Here is a 16431-nt window from a genome sequence, read left to right on the forward strand (position 1 = left end):
CCGCCGGCGTGATTTGACAACCAGCCTCGGGCGCCTGGCCCGGTATCGTGCGGAGGCATGGAAAGACGCCGACGCTAGTCCCTGACCGGAGAGCGCTCAAATAACGCTATGGTGAGAGGGCTATCTCATATTGCTGATAGGAAGACCCTAAAATCTCACCATGCACATCCTGGCCGTATCGAGCGCTATGACGCGTTGAGGCGAGCCTCGCAGCGGCGAGCGACGCGCTGTACCCTGCTGTCCTGACCGTTACACGCGGTCAGCATGATCCCTGCAGGGAGACCTTTCCAGTTCAGGGGAAGGGTGATGGAGCAGCCGTCGAGCAGATTGGCAAGGGATGGATTGCGCAGGACGAGACGATTGAAACGCCCGTAGGAATCAGGGTCGATGCAAGCGGCGATCTGCGGAGGAAGGATTGGGGTCGTCGGGCAGATCATGGCGTCGAAGCCTGACATTTCGGCGTTGAAACGCGCGATCAGCTTCTGTCGCTCTATGAAAAGCTGGCGCAGGGTCTGCACGCTCGTGTGCTCACCCATCATCATGCGTTCACTGACGCGAGGGTCGAACTGGTCAGGATGGTGGATGAGGTCATCGTGGAAGTAATGGAATGACTCCGCCGCGACGATCTGGGCCTGGATGTTGAGATCAGCGATGTCCTGCAGCAATGGGAGCGGCTGTCGAACGATTTCAATCCCTCCGCTCTCTAGATGGCGCATGACGGTCTCGAACACCGCGAGTACCTGGGCATCTGCATCGTTGCGCACGAAGGATGTCGGTAGAAGCAGCCGCAAACCGCTTTCCACGGACTCCGGCGCCGACCAGTGTCCGGGGTTTCCGCACGCCATAAGATGATCAAGCAGAGCACAGTCGCTGACCGTCCGGGCTATGCTCCCGACACTGTCGAAGCTGGGGGAGAGCGGGATCATGCCCGCACGGCTGATGCGGCCAGCGCTCGGCTTATAGCCTGTCAGGGCATTCATGGCGGCAGGAATGCGGCAGGAGCCGCCAGTATCTGATCCGATAGCCGCGAGGGCCGCACCAGTTGCAACCGATACGGCGCCACCGGAGCTCGACCCACCGGGAATGGCCTTGCCCTCGTCAATGAGCGTGTTCCAGGGCTGGGGCCCATGTGGGTTGAGCCCGAGACCCGAATAGGCAAATTCCGTCATCTGCGTGCGGCCGATGAAGATGAACCCTGCGTCCCTGAGCGGCGCGATGGCTTCGGCATCACTCAGGGCAGGGGGCCGGTCCGCCAGAATGGTCGAGCCAGCGCGCGTCACCTGACCCTTGATATCGAACAGGTCTTTCACCGAGATAGGCACGCCCGCCCAGGGCGATGCCTGATAGCCCTTGGCACGAATCCTGTCAGCGGCATCGGCATACTGACGGGCGCGTTCCGCCGAAAAATCACCCGTGAAGGCCGCACGGGCATTCTCACAGGTTTCGATCTTGTTCAGGCAGTGCTCGACAAGCTGCCGACTGGTGATTTCGCCGCGTGCGAGGCGCTGTGCCGCCGTGATGAGGGTATCGGGGTGAGGATCGAAACTTGTCTTCGTGACGGGACTGCTCATTGGCTGCGCCTTCTTGTTTGTTTTGCTTATTCTGCGAACTGCTCCGCGATGATCCTCTCGGAAAGCCCATGATCGGGGTCGAAAAGAATGGTGGCGGTGATCGAGCGGTCCTCGCTGACGACAGCCTCGATCACATCCCGTACCTCAAGAAAGTCAGCAACTGCCGCGCAGGGACGTTTGTCCTGTTCCAGCAGCGTAAAGCGGACCACAGCCGAGGAGGGAAGAAGCGCACCGCGCCAACGTCGTGGCCGGAATGCCGAAATCGGCGTGAGAGGCAGAAGATTGGCGGTGAGAGGCACGATTGGCCCGTGGGCAGAGAGATTATAGGCGGTCGAACCTGCCGGGGTCGCGACGATTACGCCATCGCAGATCAGCTCGGGCAGACGAACACGTTGATCGACCTCGATCCTGATCTTCACCGCCTGGCGTGTTTGGCGAAACAGGAACACGTCATTGAAGGCGATCCCTTCGTGCAACGTTCCATCACGCCCTGTGGCCTTCATGCGCAGCGGGTGCAGTTCCGAGGATTGCGCCCGCGTCAGGCGGGACACCAGATCCTCATCGGATACCGTGTTGAGCAGGAAGCCAACCGAGCCGCAGTTCAGGCCATAGGCCGGTATGCCGTGCTCTGCGACCCGGTGCAGCACTTCGAGCAGAAAGCCATCTCCACCGAGACAGACGACTACCTCGGCCTCTTCTATGGGGGCGTCACCATAGGCCTCCACGAATCTCTGCCGCGTTTTCTGGGCAATGTCTGTTGGTGAGGCAAGGAAGGCAATGCGCCTCGGTGGTGCCTTGAACCATCGCTGGGGCGCGGGCGACAGGCTCATCTCAAAGCCTCGTGTCGCGGGAAGTGAGCCGGTCCAGGAAAACTGAGAACACGCAACAATCCATCTATCCGAACAGGGCCAGTCAGGAACACGAAGTCACCCTAACGGGGGGCGACGGTCATCGCAACAGGCTCTCACACCTTCGCGTTTCCATAGCTGTCATCTGCCCCTCTTGGCGCGTATAAGCAACCTTGGCTATCTTTCGAGCGCCCCCAGCCAGAAAAGGTTCTCCCCATGAGTCAGACAGATAAGCAGGCCGTTTTCATACCTTGTCGTATCGCCGTCCTGACCATTTCGGATAGCCGCGATCTCGCCACGGATCGTTCGGGTGCGATCCTTGCCGAGAATGTGCAGGCGGCAGGTCATGAACTGGCCGAACGTGATATCGTGCCGGACGCGCTGGATCGGATTGTCTCGCGACTGCGTGCCTGGATAGCCCGTGACGATGTGGATGTCGTGATCACGACGGGTGGGACAGGCATCACGGGCAGGGATGTTACTCCGGAGGCCTTCGCCCAAGTGATCGAGAAAGACATACCTGGGTTTGGTGAGCTTTTTCGCATGCTCTCCTATGCCAAGATCGGTACGTCCACCATACAGTCACGTGCGCTCGGCGGGCTTGCAAACGGCACTTTTCTTTTTGCTTTGCCGGGTTCGACCGGGGCAGTGCGCGATGGCTGGAACGACATTCTGGTGCATCAGCTTGATAGCCGGCACAAGCCCTGCAATTTCGTAGAGCTTATGCCGCGTTTGCGCGAGGCCTGAGGCCTGGCGTGTGGCTCAGGAGAGGCGCGCACGTTTCTTCCTGGGGGGGGTACGCAAGCCGAACTGCGCCCTGAGCGCTGCACGGTATTGAGCCTGGCTCGATGCGAGAGAGGCGTTTCGCCCAAGTCTCTGGCCGATCAGAGCGTGCAGCGTGTCGATTTCATCGAGGTGTCGCGCCAGATCGAGGGCACCGGTCACAGACTGCTCATGGCGGCGATGGATGTTGAGAGCCCGGGCAAGATAGCCGATCTGCGCCCTGGGCTTCATAAGGATCTCGACATAAAGCCGCCAATCGCCTGCCAGGCGCAGTCTGTCCAGATCCGACCGGCAGCGCGTCAAGGCCTCCGCAAAGGCCTCACGTCTGAACAGGACTGCGCTGACATTGAGAATGAGATTGCAGCGCGAGAGAAAATTGCGAACGAAATTCTCACCGTCCATCAGCAGGTCGCGGTCCAGATCGTGCGCGGCATGCTGCTGGTAGTATCCCTTGTAGTCGGGTGAGATTGTCACGCCATCCCTGTCAATCGCCCGACTGTCGCAGAAGATCATGCTCGCCTGGGGCGCCTGCGCGGCAACGGCAGACAGTTCAGCCAGGAATTCGGGCTCGGAAAGGTCATCGGCTTCTGCAATCCATAGCCATTCGCCCGTCGCAATCTCGGCGGCCTTCTGCCATTGCGCGAAAACGGAGCCGCTCTGCCGCGTTTGTCTGATGAGTGTGATCCTACGATCGAAAGACGCTGCTGTTTTCTCGGCAAGCGCGGCACTGCCATCATTGGAGGCATCGTCGATGACGATAATTTCGGTGACCGGGCAGTTCTGGGAAAAGATGGTGGCCAGACGTGCTGCGAGGTACTGCGCGTAGTTGTAGGAAAGAACAACCACCGAGATTGAGGGCAGGAGGGGCAGGCTCAGCGCCACCAGTTGACGCACATAACGGTCAAAAGAGAAACGCTGCCGGAGCGCGATGCCTCGCTCGAGCCGATCGGCCAGAATTTCGCCGTGTTGGGGGGGGCAGGAGAGGATCCAGTTTGCCGTGGCAGGCAGGTCGCCCGGTGCAATCACAGCATGGCGCCCATCGCCCTCACGTATCAGGTCATCGAGCAGATCCGGTATCATGCCATTTCGGGCAAATGCCATGCAGGCAAGGCCGGAGGCCAGAGCTTCCAGTACCACCGAGGGATAGGGATCCTCGCGTGATGTCAGGGTGAACAAATCAGCGGCAGAGAGGAACGGCCCCACATCCTCGACGCGCCCGGGAAGGTGGAAGCAATGCGTGACCTGAGCCGCCTCGAGATCAGCCGAGAGCGCGCGCGACAAGGTTTCATCAATGGCACCGACCCAGATGAAATGAACAGGTCGTGTCTGACCAGCCAGGTCGTTGCATCCTTCACTGTTGTTCTTGGCCCCTAGAGGGTTGGCACGTGCATTGTGAAAGACGGGGCTTCTGATCATTTGCCAGAGCTGGAGGAACAGGTCGAAACCTTTGCGGATATCGCCAAAGCCGATGCCGGTCACGACCAGCGCATCGCTGCCTATCCCATAGGCAAGTCGCACACGACGACGGTCTGCCTCGGAAAAGGCGACCGGGTTGTAAAGACCCTGCGGCATGATGACGGCCTCGGGGCAAAGACGCGTGAGCTGAGCGCCCGGAACAATAACAGACCGTGCCAGGAGGCGGGCCGTTGCCAGCGGGGCGTCCAGATGGTGATGTTTGAGCATTCCCGGCAACTCGTGGATGAGCAGCGTGAACTCGATCCCCGCGCTGGCCAAATCTGGTACCAGCCAGGTGGAGGCGGCGCTATTGACCAGTGCATTGGTGAACCCCTCGTCGTGCAGGGATTGAAGCCGTTCCCGTCCCGCATTGGTATTGGGCTTGAGTATCTCGACCGTCCCGACCTGTCGGTAGCGCCCGAGAAGGTCGCCACCACCAAGCAGGATAAAGGTGATTTCTACGCCATGATTGCGGCGCAGGGTTTCTCCGATAGAGAGCAGCAGCATCTGCGCCCCGGCTGGAAACGCGTCATGTCCGATGAGCAGCAGGCGATGGGGCGTGAAGGAGCTTTGAAAACCGGTCACAGCCCGGGCTGTTGCATTTAGATAGGCAGAGCCGAAATGGATGTCGGGCTCCAGATAGGCCCCTTCGGCCCACTCGTTCCAAGCATTCACGCATACGATGGCCTCGCCATGAAACGGATGCGCTCGTGCCTGGCATATGGTCTCACTCAACCACCCCTCGTAAAGCCGTGGCGTCGAGCCATGGAGGACGAGACCGGCACCCTGACGCCGCGCGTCGTTGTCCCATGACGGACAGACTGTGCGAATGCGTGGAAACTCGGGTGCCGGGTCGGCGAGTGCTTTGCTAACAAGCTCGGCATAGTCGTACACACGGGCCGTCATGTCCTCGTCGAGGATCTGCACCCGGTTTTCGATGGGTGTGCAGTCGAGCGTGAGCTTGTGAGGCGGGAACTCGATGGCACCGTCGAGCCCGAACGGTCGTGGATCATGATCGTCAAAGGCCTGGGCCATGATCATGATCGGGCTGAGGTTATGACGGGCCTTGAACAGCTTGCGCCATCTGGCGATGCGCGAGGGTGCCTCCGGGATCGTTCCCGGACGATAGATCATGAAAAGAGGGTGTGTCTCGATCCGGATGTACCTGGGGTCACGCATATGACGGGCGAGGTCGTCTATTAGAGCCTCGTCATCCTCCTCCCGATAATCCTGTGCGATGAGCACGTCCGTCTCGCTGCCATCCCAACGGCGGCTCCAGCTTTCATTAGCCCACATGAGACAGAAGGGAAGGTCGATATCCGGACAGTTGAGCAGGGTCTCCATCGGCGTGTCGAGAAGCCGCTTTCTGTTGAACCAGTAATGATAGAAGATGAACCCTTCTATGCCGCTCTGCCGCGCCATATCTGCCTGTTCCCGCAGGGGGGCTTCATTATCCAGACGATAATGCCCCAGATCCCGGGGGATGCGAGGCTGATAATGATCGGCAAAGCGCGGGACCCCGCGGGAGAGATTGGTCCACTCGGTGAAGCCTGTCCCCCACCAGCGGTCGTTCTCGGCATTCGGATGGAACTGCGGAAGGTAGTAGGCAAGGACGCGTGCGCGTCGGATGGCCGCGTCGGGCAGGGGATGGTGAGTTTCGAAAAGCGGTCCCGCCTGGGTGCGTCGTCTTATTTCGCGGGCAGTCGTGGTTTCATGTTCGGGCAGGCAGGGAAACACCCCTGCCTCATGACGGTGCTCCAGCCAGTGGAGGAAGGGGTTGGTTTCGGGCTGATGACGCAGATAGCGCATACGGTAGAAGCTCGGGTCGAACCCCTCGAACGGACGTCGTATCTCGCGATATCCCTGCACCATGTAATGCTCGACCGGGTCCATCCCTGACGCGGCAACATCGGGGTAGCTGCGCAGATAGAACGCCGTGTCGAATTCCGGCATCGCCCGCACATGGGGCGCCTGACGGTTTGCAAGATAATGCGCCAATGCATTCGCGTTGGCAGGTACGAGGTTGGCCTGGCGATACCAGACCGGATCGAACCAGGCGACGGGACGGCGCCCCTCATATTCGCCTTTGGTCAGATAATGGATCAACGGGTCGTCGGTGACATCGCGGTTCGTCGCCAGATACCAGGCGGGATCGAAAAAGGCATTCGGCTTGCGTCCCTCACGCCAGCCTGAGGCGTGGTAGTGCTGCAAGGCGCCGCTTCCGATATCGCGGAGATCCGGGTTGCGAGAAAGATAGAAGGCCGTATCGAAAAGCCCGGAATGGCCAATGATCCTGAGGTTTGTCGGCATTTTTGCTTCTCCGGCGATTCGTTAAAAAAACATTAAACCAGCTTGGAGTGGCTGGCCAGAAATTCCCTGAATCGGTGAGAGAGCGTATGAACCTTCACGCGGGATAGTCTGCGGTCGGGACGCGTGCAGGAATTGCGGCACAGCGTTTACGGTGGCATATTCCCCGGCCCGTACGATGAGTGACCTGAATAGGGGGCCCGCTGCATTGGCACGGAATGTCATCACCATAAGCCGCCAGCGATCTTGCACGGTCTTTCAATCGACCGCGCGCTGCACCTGGCGAGATACGAGGCCATGCAGTTTCATTCCGATCCGGCCATGCGCCCAACCGATGATCACGCAGCGAACGGAAACGCGGGTTCCGTCGCATTGATGGGTAGTGTGGTAACGCCCAATGTCTCAGATGAGCTGGATGACCGCGCTGCGATGAACGCAGACGGCCCGCGATCCCCCACCTCTTTCAGGGTCACGCTCGATGAGGGGCTGACCCTGGAATGCGGGGCCCATGTCGCCCCACTTGATATCGCCTATTGCGCTTATGGAACGCTTTCGCCCCGGCGAGACAATGTCATTCTCGTGTGTCATGCGCTGACAGGCGACCAGTACGTAGCCGAGACGCACCCCGTTACCGGCAAGCCGGGGTGGTGGAGCCGTGCTGTCGGGCCTGGGCGCGCGATCGATACCGACCGGTTCTACGTTATCTGCGTCAATGTTCTTGGGGGGTGTATGGGCTCGTCTGGCCCGCGCACTGTTCGAGACAATGGTGAACCCTGGGGCACCGATTTTCCGCCTATCACCATCAGGGATATGGTCTTCGCCCAGGCGAAGCTGCTGGATCATCTAGGGATAGAGCGCCTGTTCGCCGCTATTGGCGGCTCGATGGGCGGTATGCAGGTGCTGCAATGGGTGGCGAGTTTCCCCGAGCGTGTCGGTGCCGCAATGCCTATCGCGACGGCGCCCTTTCATTCCGCCCAGAACATCGCGTTCAACGAGGTGAGCCGTCAGGCGATCTGTGGAGATCCCGACTGGTGCGGTGGTCGCTATTGGGCGCACGGCACGATCCCGGCCAAGGGCCTCGCTGTGGCCCGTATGATGGCCCATATCACCTATCTGTCTGAAGAGGCACTGACCCAGAAGTTCGGTCGTCGCACGCGACGTGACGCCGTTCCTTCTCAGGAGCCTCCCACGTCAGGGAATTCGCTTTTTGGCGAAATTTTCGAGGTCGAAAGTTATCTGCGACATCAGGGATCGAGTTTCGTGCGTCGCTTCGATGCCAATTCCTATCTCACCATCACGCGTGCTCTCGATTATTTCGATCTGAGCGCAGATTACGATGGCGATCTGTCGGCACCTTTCCGTCATTGTACAACGCGCTTTTGCATTATCTCCTTCACTTCGGACTGGCTGTTCCCAACATCGCAGTCGCGGCTCTTGGCGCGTGCCCTAAACCGGGCGGGAGTGAACGTCTCCTTTGTCGAAATCGAGAGCGACAGAGGGCACGATGCGTTCCTTCTGGAGGAGCCGGATCTTGACCGCACCATGCGCGGCTTCATCAATGGCGCTGCGGAACAGGCTGGGCTTGTCGCCAGGGTGGAGGAGGCAAACCATGCGTCTTGATCAGCAACTCATTGCCGAGATGATCGAGCCCGGAACGCGGGTTCTGGATGTCGGCAGTGGGGATGGTGCCCTGATCGATCATCTGTTCCGCACCCGCCAGTGCGATGCGCGCGGCATCGAGATCGACATGCGCGAGGTGACGCGTTCGGTCGCGCATGGCCTTCCCGTCATGCACGGTGATGCCGATCAGGATCTGATTCATTATTCCGACGACGCTTTCGATTATGTGGTGCTGCAACGCACGCTTCAGGCGGTCGAGAAGCCGCGCGAAGTGCTCCGCCAGATGCTGCGCATCGGGCGTCATGCGATCGTTTCCTTCCCCAATTTCGGCCATTGGCGCCTGCGCCTGCAAATTCTGCTCAGTGGGCGTATGCCCATGAACAAGGTGTGGCATACGCCCTGGTACGAAACACCCAATATCCATCCATGCACCATTCAGGACTTTCTCGAGCTGTGCGAGAGCGAGGGCTATGTGATCGATCGCTGGCTGGCCATTGATGAGGCTGGAGAGCGCGCTCCTTGGCGTCGTTCGATCCGCCTGGCCAATCTGTTTGGCGAGCAGGCGCTCTTTCTTTTACGCAAGCGTTAAGCGGGCGCATCCGTCGCGAAGGCATATTACGAATTTAATCGAAATATCGCTTTACGCCGGCGTGAACCCTGTGTTTGCATGATGCGTTTCCTGAGCTCCACAACCCTGCCGGGGTTCTCAGGATAGCGGAGTTATTCATGACAGACATTCTGACTGCCATCGCCGAACGTCGAGCGACCAAGCGTTTCGAGCCGGATGTGACGATTCCCGAACATGAGTTGCGCGCCATTCTCGATGCAGGCCGTCATGCACCCACAGCATTCAATATCCAGCACTGGCGCTTTGTCGTTGTGTCGGACCCTGCGCTGCGCAAGGAAATCCGGGCAGTTTCATGGAACCAGCCGCAGGTGGAAGAGGCAAGCGCCCTTATCGTGCTCTGCGCCGATTTCAAGGCTTGGGAAAAGAACCCGGCGCGTTACTGGGCTGAAGCCCCCGAGAAGATGCAGGCGACCTATGAGGGCATGATCCAGAAATTCTACAGCGGCAACGAGCAGATGCAGCGCGACGAGGGTATCCGGTCATGTGGCATGGCAGCGTATGCCTTGATGCTTGCCGCAGCGGCCCATGGCTATCAGAGCTGCCCCATGGATGGGTTCGACTTCAAGGCCGTTGGCGAGTTGATCAACCTGCCCAAGGATCATGAAGTCGTCATGTTTGTCGCTATTGGTAAGAAGGCAGGCGATTATCCTCCGCATGGCGGCCACCTGCCGCTGGAAGAGACGATCATTCATAATCGGTTCGCCTGACGCACTGCCCGGCACTGACCATATATGGAAAGAATGCCGGGCGTTTTATTGACCCGGATCGATCACGGTTTTGTAAGCAGTGTGGCTTGCAAGAATTCGAGCCTCTGCCTATATGGGCTCTCCCCGGTCCGGATTGATCCAGGTGGCCCGGCTGTCATGCTCGTGACAGCCGCAGAGCAGCCTGTGATGTCGTTTCTGGATCTTCTCCTATCCTGACGACGTCCGGGCCAAGAGACGTCATCCTGTGAGCTTGCCCCCGTTGGCATCGCTCGTGCCCAAGGAGGCGTTTTCGACCATGACCAGTTTTGCCGATCTTCAGCTCGCCATGCCCATTCAGCGTGCCCTGAGCGAAGAGGGTTACACCAACCCAACGCCGATTCAGGCAGGCTCCATCCCGTACCTGTTGCAGGGGCGCGATCTTTTGGGGCTCGCCCAGACAGGCACCGGCAAGACGGCAGCCTTTGCGCTTCCCGCTCTCCATCGTCTTGCAACCCATCATCGCCCCCTGACACCCAAGGGTGCCCGCGTGCTCGTGCTTGCGCCGACCCGTGAGCTGGCAGCCCAGATTGACGACAGCTTCAAGGCATATGCCCGTCATATGAAGCTTCGCCACGCTGTCATCTTTGGCGGTGTCGGCCAGGGGCGGCAGGTCGAGGCAATGCGACGTGGCGTCGATGTGCTGACTGCGGCACCCGGCCGCCTGCTCGATCTGATCGGTCAGGGTCATATCGATCTGCATGATCTCGAGATGCTGGTGCTCGACGAGGCCGATCGTATGCTCGATATGGGCTTCGTCCGCGATATCCGCCGCATCGTGGCACTGCTCCCCAAGGAGCGTCAGACGGTCCTGTTCTCCGCCACCATGCCGAAGGCTATCGAGGAGCTCGCGCATTCGCTTCTGCGTGACCCGGCCAAGGTGGAGGTGACCCCGCCATCCTCGACGGTGGACCGCATTCGTCAGGCCGTGATGTTCGTCAAGGCTGAGGACAAGCGCGCCGCAACACTGCTGCTGGTCAAGAATGAGAAGGTCCAGCGCGCTGTGGTCTTCACGCTCATGAAGCATGAAGCGAACAAGGTGGCCGACTTCCTCAACGCTGAAGGTATTCGCGCCGAGGCAATCCACGGCAACAAGTCGCAGGGCGCACGTGAGCGTGCGATGGCAGGTTTTCGTGATGGATCGGTCAAGGTCCTTGTCGCGACTGATATCGCAGCGCGCGGCATCGACGTCGACGACGTGAGCCATGTGTTCAATTACGATCTGCCCAATATCGCCGAGAGCTATGTCCATCGCATCGGGCGTACCGCCCGTGCCGGGCGTGATGGATGGGCTGTGACCCTGTGCGATGCGGAGCAGCGCGCCTGGCTGCGTGATATTGAAAAGCTTATTGGCAAGGAAATCCCGGTGGTGAGCGATCACCCCTTCCATTCGCAGGAGGCGCAGGACTCCACAATGCGCCCGCCCGTACTGGGTGGCGGTGGACGTGGCCGTAACCAGCCGCGTGGTGGAGGGCAGCGCGCAGGCGGTGGTGGTCGTCCGGGTGGTGGTCAGCGTCCGGGTGGCGGCAATGGTCGCCCCGGTGGCGCGCCGCGTCATGGCGGTGGGGGTAAGCCTTCGGGAAATCGTCCTCCGCGTTCGCGCTAATAAACTGCCAGCACGGGACCTTCGATAGATCGAGGTCCTCTTGCAACCGCTTTGTCTCCGCTCCGTCACCTCGAGTGGCGGGGCGACATTGCCTGCATATAAGCATTCACCCTGCTCGGCGCTGAATGGCCGAATACGGCAGGCTGGCCCCTGAAGATGCAATATGGACCCAAGCGGGCGGGGCATCCGCATCTGGACTCAGCGATCCAATATGACAGTGCCACGCTGCACGGTTTGCCCGATCACCCGGATTTTGGGTAACGGAGATGCATCAGTTTCAGGTGATAAACCTGATCAATGTCACATATCCGTGTATGAATTGCGGGTGATGGGCAAGAAAACCCCGAATATACTTGGATTTTCCGGAATCTGGATCAATCCAATCCCTGATTACCGCCATGTTATGTCAAAACCATTAGTTGATCACGCGGTTTAACACTCGGATGCTGGCAATAAGGCCAGGCAACCCGAGGTTCTTACGTGTCCCAAAGCAGAACAATCCTCACCCTCAACTCCGGTTCATCCAGCATCAAATTCGCCCTGTTCGACGAGGATAGCACGAGCGAAAGGCTTCTTTCTGGTCTGGTCGAGTATCAGGCAGGAGGTGCTGTGCTGACCACACGGACCCCGGACGGGGTCAGCAAGCGCATGGTGATCGAGGCGACCGGCAAACATGCTTCTGCGCATGGGGATATGATCCGGCACGTTCTGAATTTCGTCGAGGCCCATGAGAGTGGCAGCGAGATCGGCGCAGTCGGTCACCGTGTGGTTCATGGCGGCAGTTATTTCGAGGGGCCGACCGCGATCAATGGCGAGGTTCTTGAGCGGCTTGATGATCTGATTTCACTGGCACCGCTTCATCAGCCCCCGAGCATCGCCCCGATGCGCCTGCTGCTTGAGGAAAAGCCCGATCTTTTGCAGGTGGCCTGTTTCGACACCTCGTTCCATCACACGATCCCGACCGTGCGCACACGCCTGCCGTTGCCTGCCACGCTGTTGGATCATGGTGCCCGTGTTTACGGGTTTCACGGCCTCTCCTACGACTATATCGCCAGTGAGCTCGAGGCGCGCTTCCCGGCTATCGCTTCCAAGCGCGTTCTTGTCGCCCATATCGGAAACGGCGCGAGCCTGTGTGCCCTGATGCATGGGCGCAGCATTGCCACGACCATGGGGCTCACCGTGCTGGATGGTCTTATGATGGGCACGCGCTGTGGAACGATTGACCCCGGCGCTATTCTGTATCTGCTGCAGCAGAAGAACCTGACGCCAGCCGAAGTGCAGGATACGCTCTATTATCAGTCGGGCCTCAAAGGCGTTTCCGGGCTCTCCAGCGACATGCGGGTTCTGCGCGAGCACGAAGCTGATGAAAATGTCCAGCTTGCGCTCGAGATGTTCGTCGAGCGCTTCGTGCAGCAGGCTGGCGGTCTCATTGCCCAGATGGGCGGTGTGGATGCCATCGTCTTTACCGGGGGTATCGGACAGCACGACGCGATGTTCAGGCGCGCCGTCTGTCAAAGGCTAAAATGGCTCGATGTGCAACTTTGCGAAGACGCCAATCTCGCCGGACGCCCCACAATAAGTCAGAGATCGGGCAGGGTGACGGTGCTCGTCATTCCTGCTGATGAAGAAACAACGATCTTCCGCCAAACAAGAAGAATAATGAAAGGAAAACAGTGATCATGACCGCTCAAGGTCCGCTCTCTGCAAAGCAGATCGCCCTGTTTGATCAATGGTGGCAGGCTGCCAACTACCTCTCCGTCGCGCAGATCTATCTTCTGGATAATCCGCTGCTGCGTGATCCGCTCAAGCTGGAGCATGTAAAGCCGCGCCTGCTGGGGCATTTCGGGACCACACCGGGCCTCACGCTGCTCTATCTGCACCTCAACCGCATCATCAAAGAGCGCCAGAAGAGCATACTCTTCATTGCTGGTCCGGGTCATGGGGCGCCGGGTGTCGTTGCCGCAACCTACCTGGAAGGCACGTATAGCGAGTACTTCCCGGAAGTGTCGCAAGACATCGAGGGTGTTGGACGCTTGGTCAAGCAGTTCTCGTTCCCCGGTGGTATTCCGAGCCATGTGGCTGCGACCACCCCTGGTTCGATCCATGAAGGCGGTGAGCTTGGCTATTCTCTTTCTCATGCCTATGGCGCCGTGCTGGACAATCCTGATCTGGTTGTAGCCTGCGTTGTCGGTGACGGTGAGGCCGAAACCGGCCCGCTCGCGACCTCGTGGCACAGCAACAAGTTCCTTGACCCGCGCAATGACGGTGCGGTGCTGCCGATCCTGCATCTCAACGGATACAAGATTGCCAACCCGACGGTGCTGGCTCGTATCCCCGAGGAGGAACTTCTGGCCCTGTTCCGCGGCTATGGCTATGATCCGGTGATCGTTGCCGGCGATGATCGCGACACCGTGCATCAGCTCATGGCAAAGGCTATGGACACCTGTTTCGACAAGATCGCCGAGATCCAGAAGCGTGCGCGCAGCGAAAACAGCGCGGATCGCCCGACCTGGCCCATGATCATCATGCGCACGCCGAAGGGCTGGACTGGCCCCAAGGAAGTCGATGGTCAGCGTTGCGAGGGCTACTGGCGTTCCCATCAGGTTCCCCTGACGGATCTGGAAAAGCCAGGCCATCTGAAGATCCTCGAAGACTGGATGCGCAGCTACAAGCCCGAGACGTTGTTCGACGAGAATGGCCGCCTCCATGCCGAGATTGCTGCTCTGGCGCCGGAGGGTACCCTGCGCATGAGCGACAATCCTCATGGCAATGGTGGTCAGCTTCGTCGTCCGCTTCGCATGCCGGACATCGAGACCCACGCTCTTGCCGTGTCATCGCCCGGTGCCGTTCTTGCTGAGAGCACACGAATTCTCGGAGCATGGCTCCGTGATGTGATGCGCATGAACCTTGAGAGCCGCAATTTCCGCGTGCTGTCACCGGATGAAAACAACTCGAACCGCCTGAATGACGTCCTTGAGGTAACCAACCGCGCGTGGACGGCTGAGACGTATGCCTATGACGATCATCTGGCACCGGATGGCCTCGTCATGGAAATTCTGAGCGAGCATACCATTCAGGGTTGGCTCGAAGGCTATCTGCTGACCGGGCGCCATGGCTTCTTCTCGTGCTACGAAGCCTTCGTCCATCTGGTTGATTCGATGGTCAATCAGCATGCGAAATGGATCAAGTCGGCGAAGGAAGTTCAGTGGCGCCGTCCGATCGCTTCGCTCAATTACCTGCTGACCTCGCATGTCTGGCGTCAGGATCATAACGGCTTCAGCCATCAGGATCCGGGGTTCATGGATCATGTGGTGAACAAGAAGGCCGATATCGCCCGCGTGTATCTGCCGCCTGATGCGAACACCCTGCTCTATGTGGCCAAGCACTGCCTTGAAAGCTGGGATCGTATCAACGTGATCGTGGCGGGCAAGCAGCCGGAACATCAGTGGCTTGATATCGATGCGGCCATCGCGCATTGCAGCCAGGGTATCGGCATCTGGCAGTGGGCCAGCAATGACAAGGGCTTCGAGCCGGATCTGGTCATTGCTTCTGCGGGTGACGTTCCCACGGTCGAGGCGCTTGCCGCTGTGCAACTGCTCCGCGAGCATACGCCTGACCTCAAGGTCCGCTTCGTGAACGTTGTCGATCTCATGACGCTGCAGTCGCCGAGCGAGCACCCGCATGGTCTGGACGACGTGACCTTCGATAATCTGTTCACCAAGGACAAGCCTGTGCTGTTCGCCTTCCATGGCTATCCGCAGCTGGTGCATCGTCTGATCTATCGTCGCAGCAATCGTGCCAACTTCCATGTGCACGGCTTCCGCGAAGAAGGCACCACCACCACGCCGTTCGACATGACCGTGCGTAACAACCTCGATCGCTATCACATCGTACTGAACGCCGTGCGTCGCGTTCCGGCCCTGTCGGGACATGCCGCCTATGTCACGCAGATGATCAACGACAAGCTTGTTGAGCATAAGCGCTACATTGCCCAGTATGGTGAGGATATGCCCGAGATCCTCAACTGGAAGTGGCAGGGAAGCCGGGGCTAATGAAGCAAGCGGTTCAACTCGTCCTCGCTGACGTGGATGGGACACTGGTGACCAGGGACAAGATCCTGACACCCCGTGCCATCCGCGCCGTTCATGCCCTTCGCGAGAGGGGTATACGGTTTGCCGTGACAAGCGGGCGACCGCCTCGTGGCATGGCGATGCTGATTGAACCGCTGGCAATCGACATGCCGATTGCCGGTTTCAATGGTGGCGTTCTGGTCCATCCGGACTGGAGCGTCATCGAAACCAAACGCCTGACCCATGCCCAGGCAGAGCAGGTGCTGAAGATCATCACCGATCATGGGGCCGACCCCTGGGTCTATACGAGCCATGACTGGTTTGTTCATGACCACGATGCGCCCCATGTCTCGCGTGAAGAATGGACGGTGAAATTCGCACCCAGAGTAGATGATGTCTCCCGTCATCTGGACGACGTCGTGAAGATCACCGGTGTCAGCGACGATGCTGCGCTGATGCAGAAACTCGAGCGTGACTTGCAGGAGGCGCTGGGCCAGACAGCGTCAGCCGCGTGCTCACAGCCCTATTATGTTGATGTGACCAATCGGGAGGCCAACAAGGGCGGCGTGGTGACAACGCTTGAAGCCTTGTTCGACATTCCAGCCGCGTCGATGGTCACATTGGGAGACCAGCCCAACGATATGCTCATGTTTGCAAAGACAGGTATGTCGATTGCGATGGGGCAGGCGAATGACACGGTCAAGGCTGCGGCAACCCATGTCTCAACCTCGTGCGAGGAAGAGGGCTTTGCGATCGGGCTCGAACGTTACGTGCTGGGGGACGTTGCCACCTGATCAACT

General features: G+C 59.3%; 11 protein-coding genes. 8 read left to right on the forward strand and 3 right to left on the reverse strand.

The window, feature by feature from the left end; genetic code table 11:
- Nucleotides 1–185 precede the first annotated feature (185 nt).
- Both Asbog_RS06310 and Asbog_RS06315 read right to left on the reverse strand, forming a co-directional pair.
- Nucleotides 186–1571, reverse strand: a complete 1386-nt coding sequence (locus Asbog_RS06310) for an amidase (protein ID WP_062164479.1) — start codon at nucleotides 1569–1571, stop codon at nucleotides 186–188.
- Between the two features lie 26 nt (nucleotides 1572–1597).
- Nucleotides 1598–2401, reverse strand: coding sequence for an NAD kinase (locus Asbog_RS06315; RefSeq protein WP_062164480.1), 804 nt, complete (start codon nucleotides 2399–2401; stop codon nucleotides 1598–1600).
- Nucleotides 2402–2635: 234 nt separating this feature from the next.
- On the opposite strand from Asbog_RS06315, the gene moaB reads away from it, so the two are divergent.
- The gene (gene moaB / locus Asbog_RS06320; protein ID WP_062164481.1) at nucleotides 2636–3166 is read left to right on the forward strand and encodes a molybdenum cofactor biosynthesis protein B; all 531 of its coding nucleotides are present in this window, start codon (nucleotides 2636–2638) and stop codon (nucleotides 3164–3166) included.
- Nucleotides 3167–3181: 15 nt separating this feature from the next.
- Here the strand turns inward: moaB and Asbog_RS06325 are convergent, their stop codons facing one another.
- Complete coding sequence (locus Asbog_RS06325) at nucleotides 3182–6967, reverse strand: glycoside hydrolase family 99-like domain-containing protein (RefSeq protein WP_083510745.1); 3786 nt, start codon at nucleotides 6965–6967, stop codon at nucleotides 3182–3184.
- 426 nt (nucleotides 6968–7393) lie between these two features.
- Between Asbog_RS06325 and metX the strand changes: the two genes are divergently transcribed.
- From metX to Asbog_RS06360, 7 genes are all read left to right on the forward strand, one after another.
- Nucleotides 7394–8584 carry a homoserine O-acetyltransferase MetX gene (gene metX / locus Asbog_RS06330; protein ID WP_062165749.1) on the forward strand — a complete coding sequence of 397 codons (1191 nt, stop codon included), beginning with the start codon at nucleotides 7394–7396 and terminating at the stop codon, nucleotides 8582–8584.
- Entirely contained in the window at nucleotides 8574–9173 is a 600-nt protein-coding gene (gene metW / locus Asbog_RS06335) for a methionine biosynthesis protein MetW (protein WP_023977328.1), read from the forward strand. Before metX ends, metW begins: the two co-directional genes overlap by 11 nt.
- Nucleotides 9174–9310: 137 nt before the next feature.
- The gene (locus tag Asbog_RS06340) at nucleotides 9311–9919 is read left to right on the forward strand and encodes a nitroreductase family protein (protein ID WP_062164482.1); all 609 of its coding nucleotides are present in this window, start codon (nucleotides 9311–9313) and stop codon (nucleotides 9917–9919) included.
- A gap of 295 nt (nucleotides 9920–10214) precedes the next feature.
- The gene (locus Asbog_RS06345) at nucleotides 10215–11561 is read left to right on the forward strand and encodes a DEAD/DEAH box helicase (protein WP_062165750.1); all 1347 of its coding nucleotides are present in this window, start codon (nucleotides 10215–10217) and stop codon (nucleotides 11559–11561) included.
- 480 nt (nucleotides 11562–12041) lie between these two features.
- Nucleotides 12042–13238, forward strand: coding sequence for an acetate/propionate family kinase (locus tag Asbog_RS06350; protein WP_062164483.1), 1197 nt, complete (start codon nucleotides 12042–12044; stop codon nucleotides 13236–13238).
- Between the two features lie 2 nt (nucleotides 13239–13240).
- A complete protein-coding gene (locus Asbog_RS06355) occupies nucleotides 13241–15613 on the forward strand; it encodes a phosphoketolase family protein (protein WP_062164484.1) in 2373 nt (790 codons plus the stop codon).
- A complete protein-coding gene (locus Asbog_RS06360; RefSeq protein ID WP_062164485.1) occupies nucleotides 15613–16425 on the forward strand; it encodes a Cof-type HAD-IIB family hydrolase in 813 nt (270 codons plus the stop codon). The genes Asbog_RS06355 and Asbog_RS06360 overlap by 1 nt, the downstream gene beginning before the upstream one ends.
- Nucleotides 16426–16431: the final 6 nt, after the last annotated feature.

The organism is Asaia bogorensis NBRC 16594 (assembly GCF_001547995.1).
In the GTDB taxonomy this organism is placed as follows: Bacteria; Pseudomonadota; Alphaproteobacteria; order Acetobacterales; family Acetobacteraceae; genus Asaia; species Asaia bogorensis.

Bases quoted from the DNA above. Each gene is read 5' to 3' on its own strand.
- Asbog_RS06310 (WP_062164479.1), bottom strand. From the start codon at position 1,571: ATGAGCAGTCCCGTCACGAAGACAAGTTTCGATCCTCACCCCGATACC.
- Asbog_RS06315 (WP_062164480.1), bottom strand. From the start codon at position 2,401: ATGAGCCTGTCGCCCGCGCCCCAGCGATGGTTCAAGGCACCACCGAGG.
- moaB (WP_062164481.1), top strand. From the start codon at position 2,636: ATGAGTCAGACAGATAAGCAGGCCGTTTTCATACCTTGTCGTATCGCC.
- Asbog_RS06325 (WP_083510745.1), bottom strand. From the start codon at position 6,967: ATGCCGACAAACCTCAGGATCATTGGCCATTCCGGGCTTTTCGATACG.
- metX (WP_062165749.1), top strand. From the start codon at position 7,394: ATGAACGCAGACGGCCCGCGATCCCCCACCTCTTTCAGGGTCACGCTC.
- metW (WP_023977328.1), top strand. From the start codon at position 8,574: ATGCGTCTTGATCAGCAACTCATTGCCGAGATGATCGAGCCCGGAACG.
- Asbog_RS06340 (WP_062164482.1), top strand. From the start codon at position 9,311: ATGACAGACATTCTGACTGCCATCGCCGAACGTCGAGCGACCAAGCGT.
- Asbog_RS06345 (WP_062165750.1), top strand. From the start codon at position 10,215: ATGACCAGTTTTGCCGATCTTCAGCTCGCCATGCCCATTCAGCGTGCC.
- Asbog_RS06355 (WP_062164484.1), top strand. From the start codon at position 13,241: ATGACCGCTCAAGGTCCGCTCTCTGCAAAGCAGATCGCCCTGTTTGAT.
- Asbog_RS06360 (WP_062164485.1), top strand. From the start codon at position 15,613: ATGAAGCAAGCGGTTCAACTCGTCCTCGCTGACGTGGATGGGACACTG.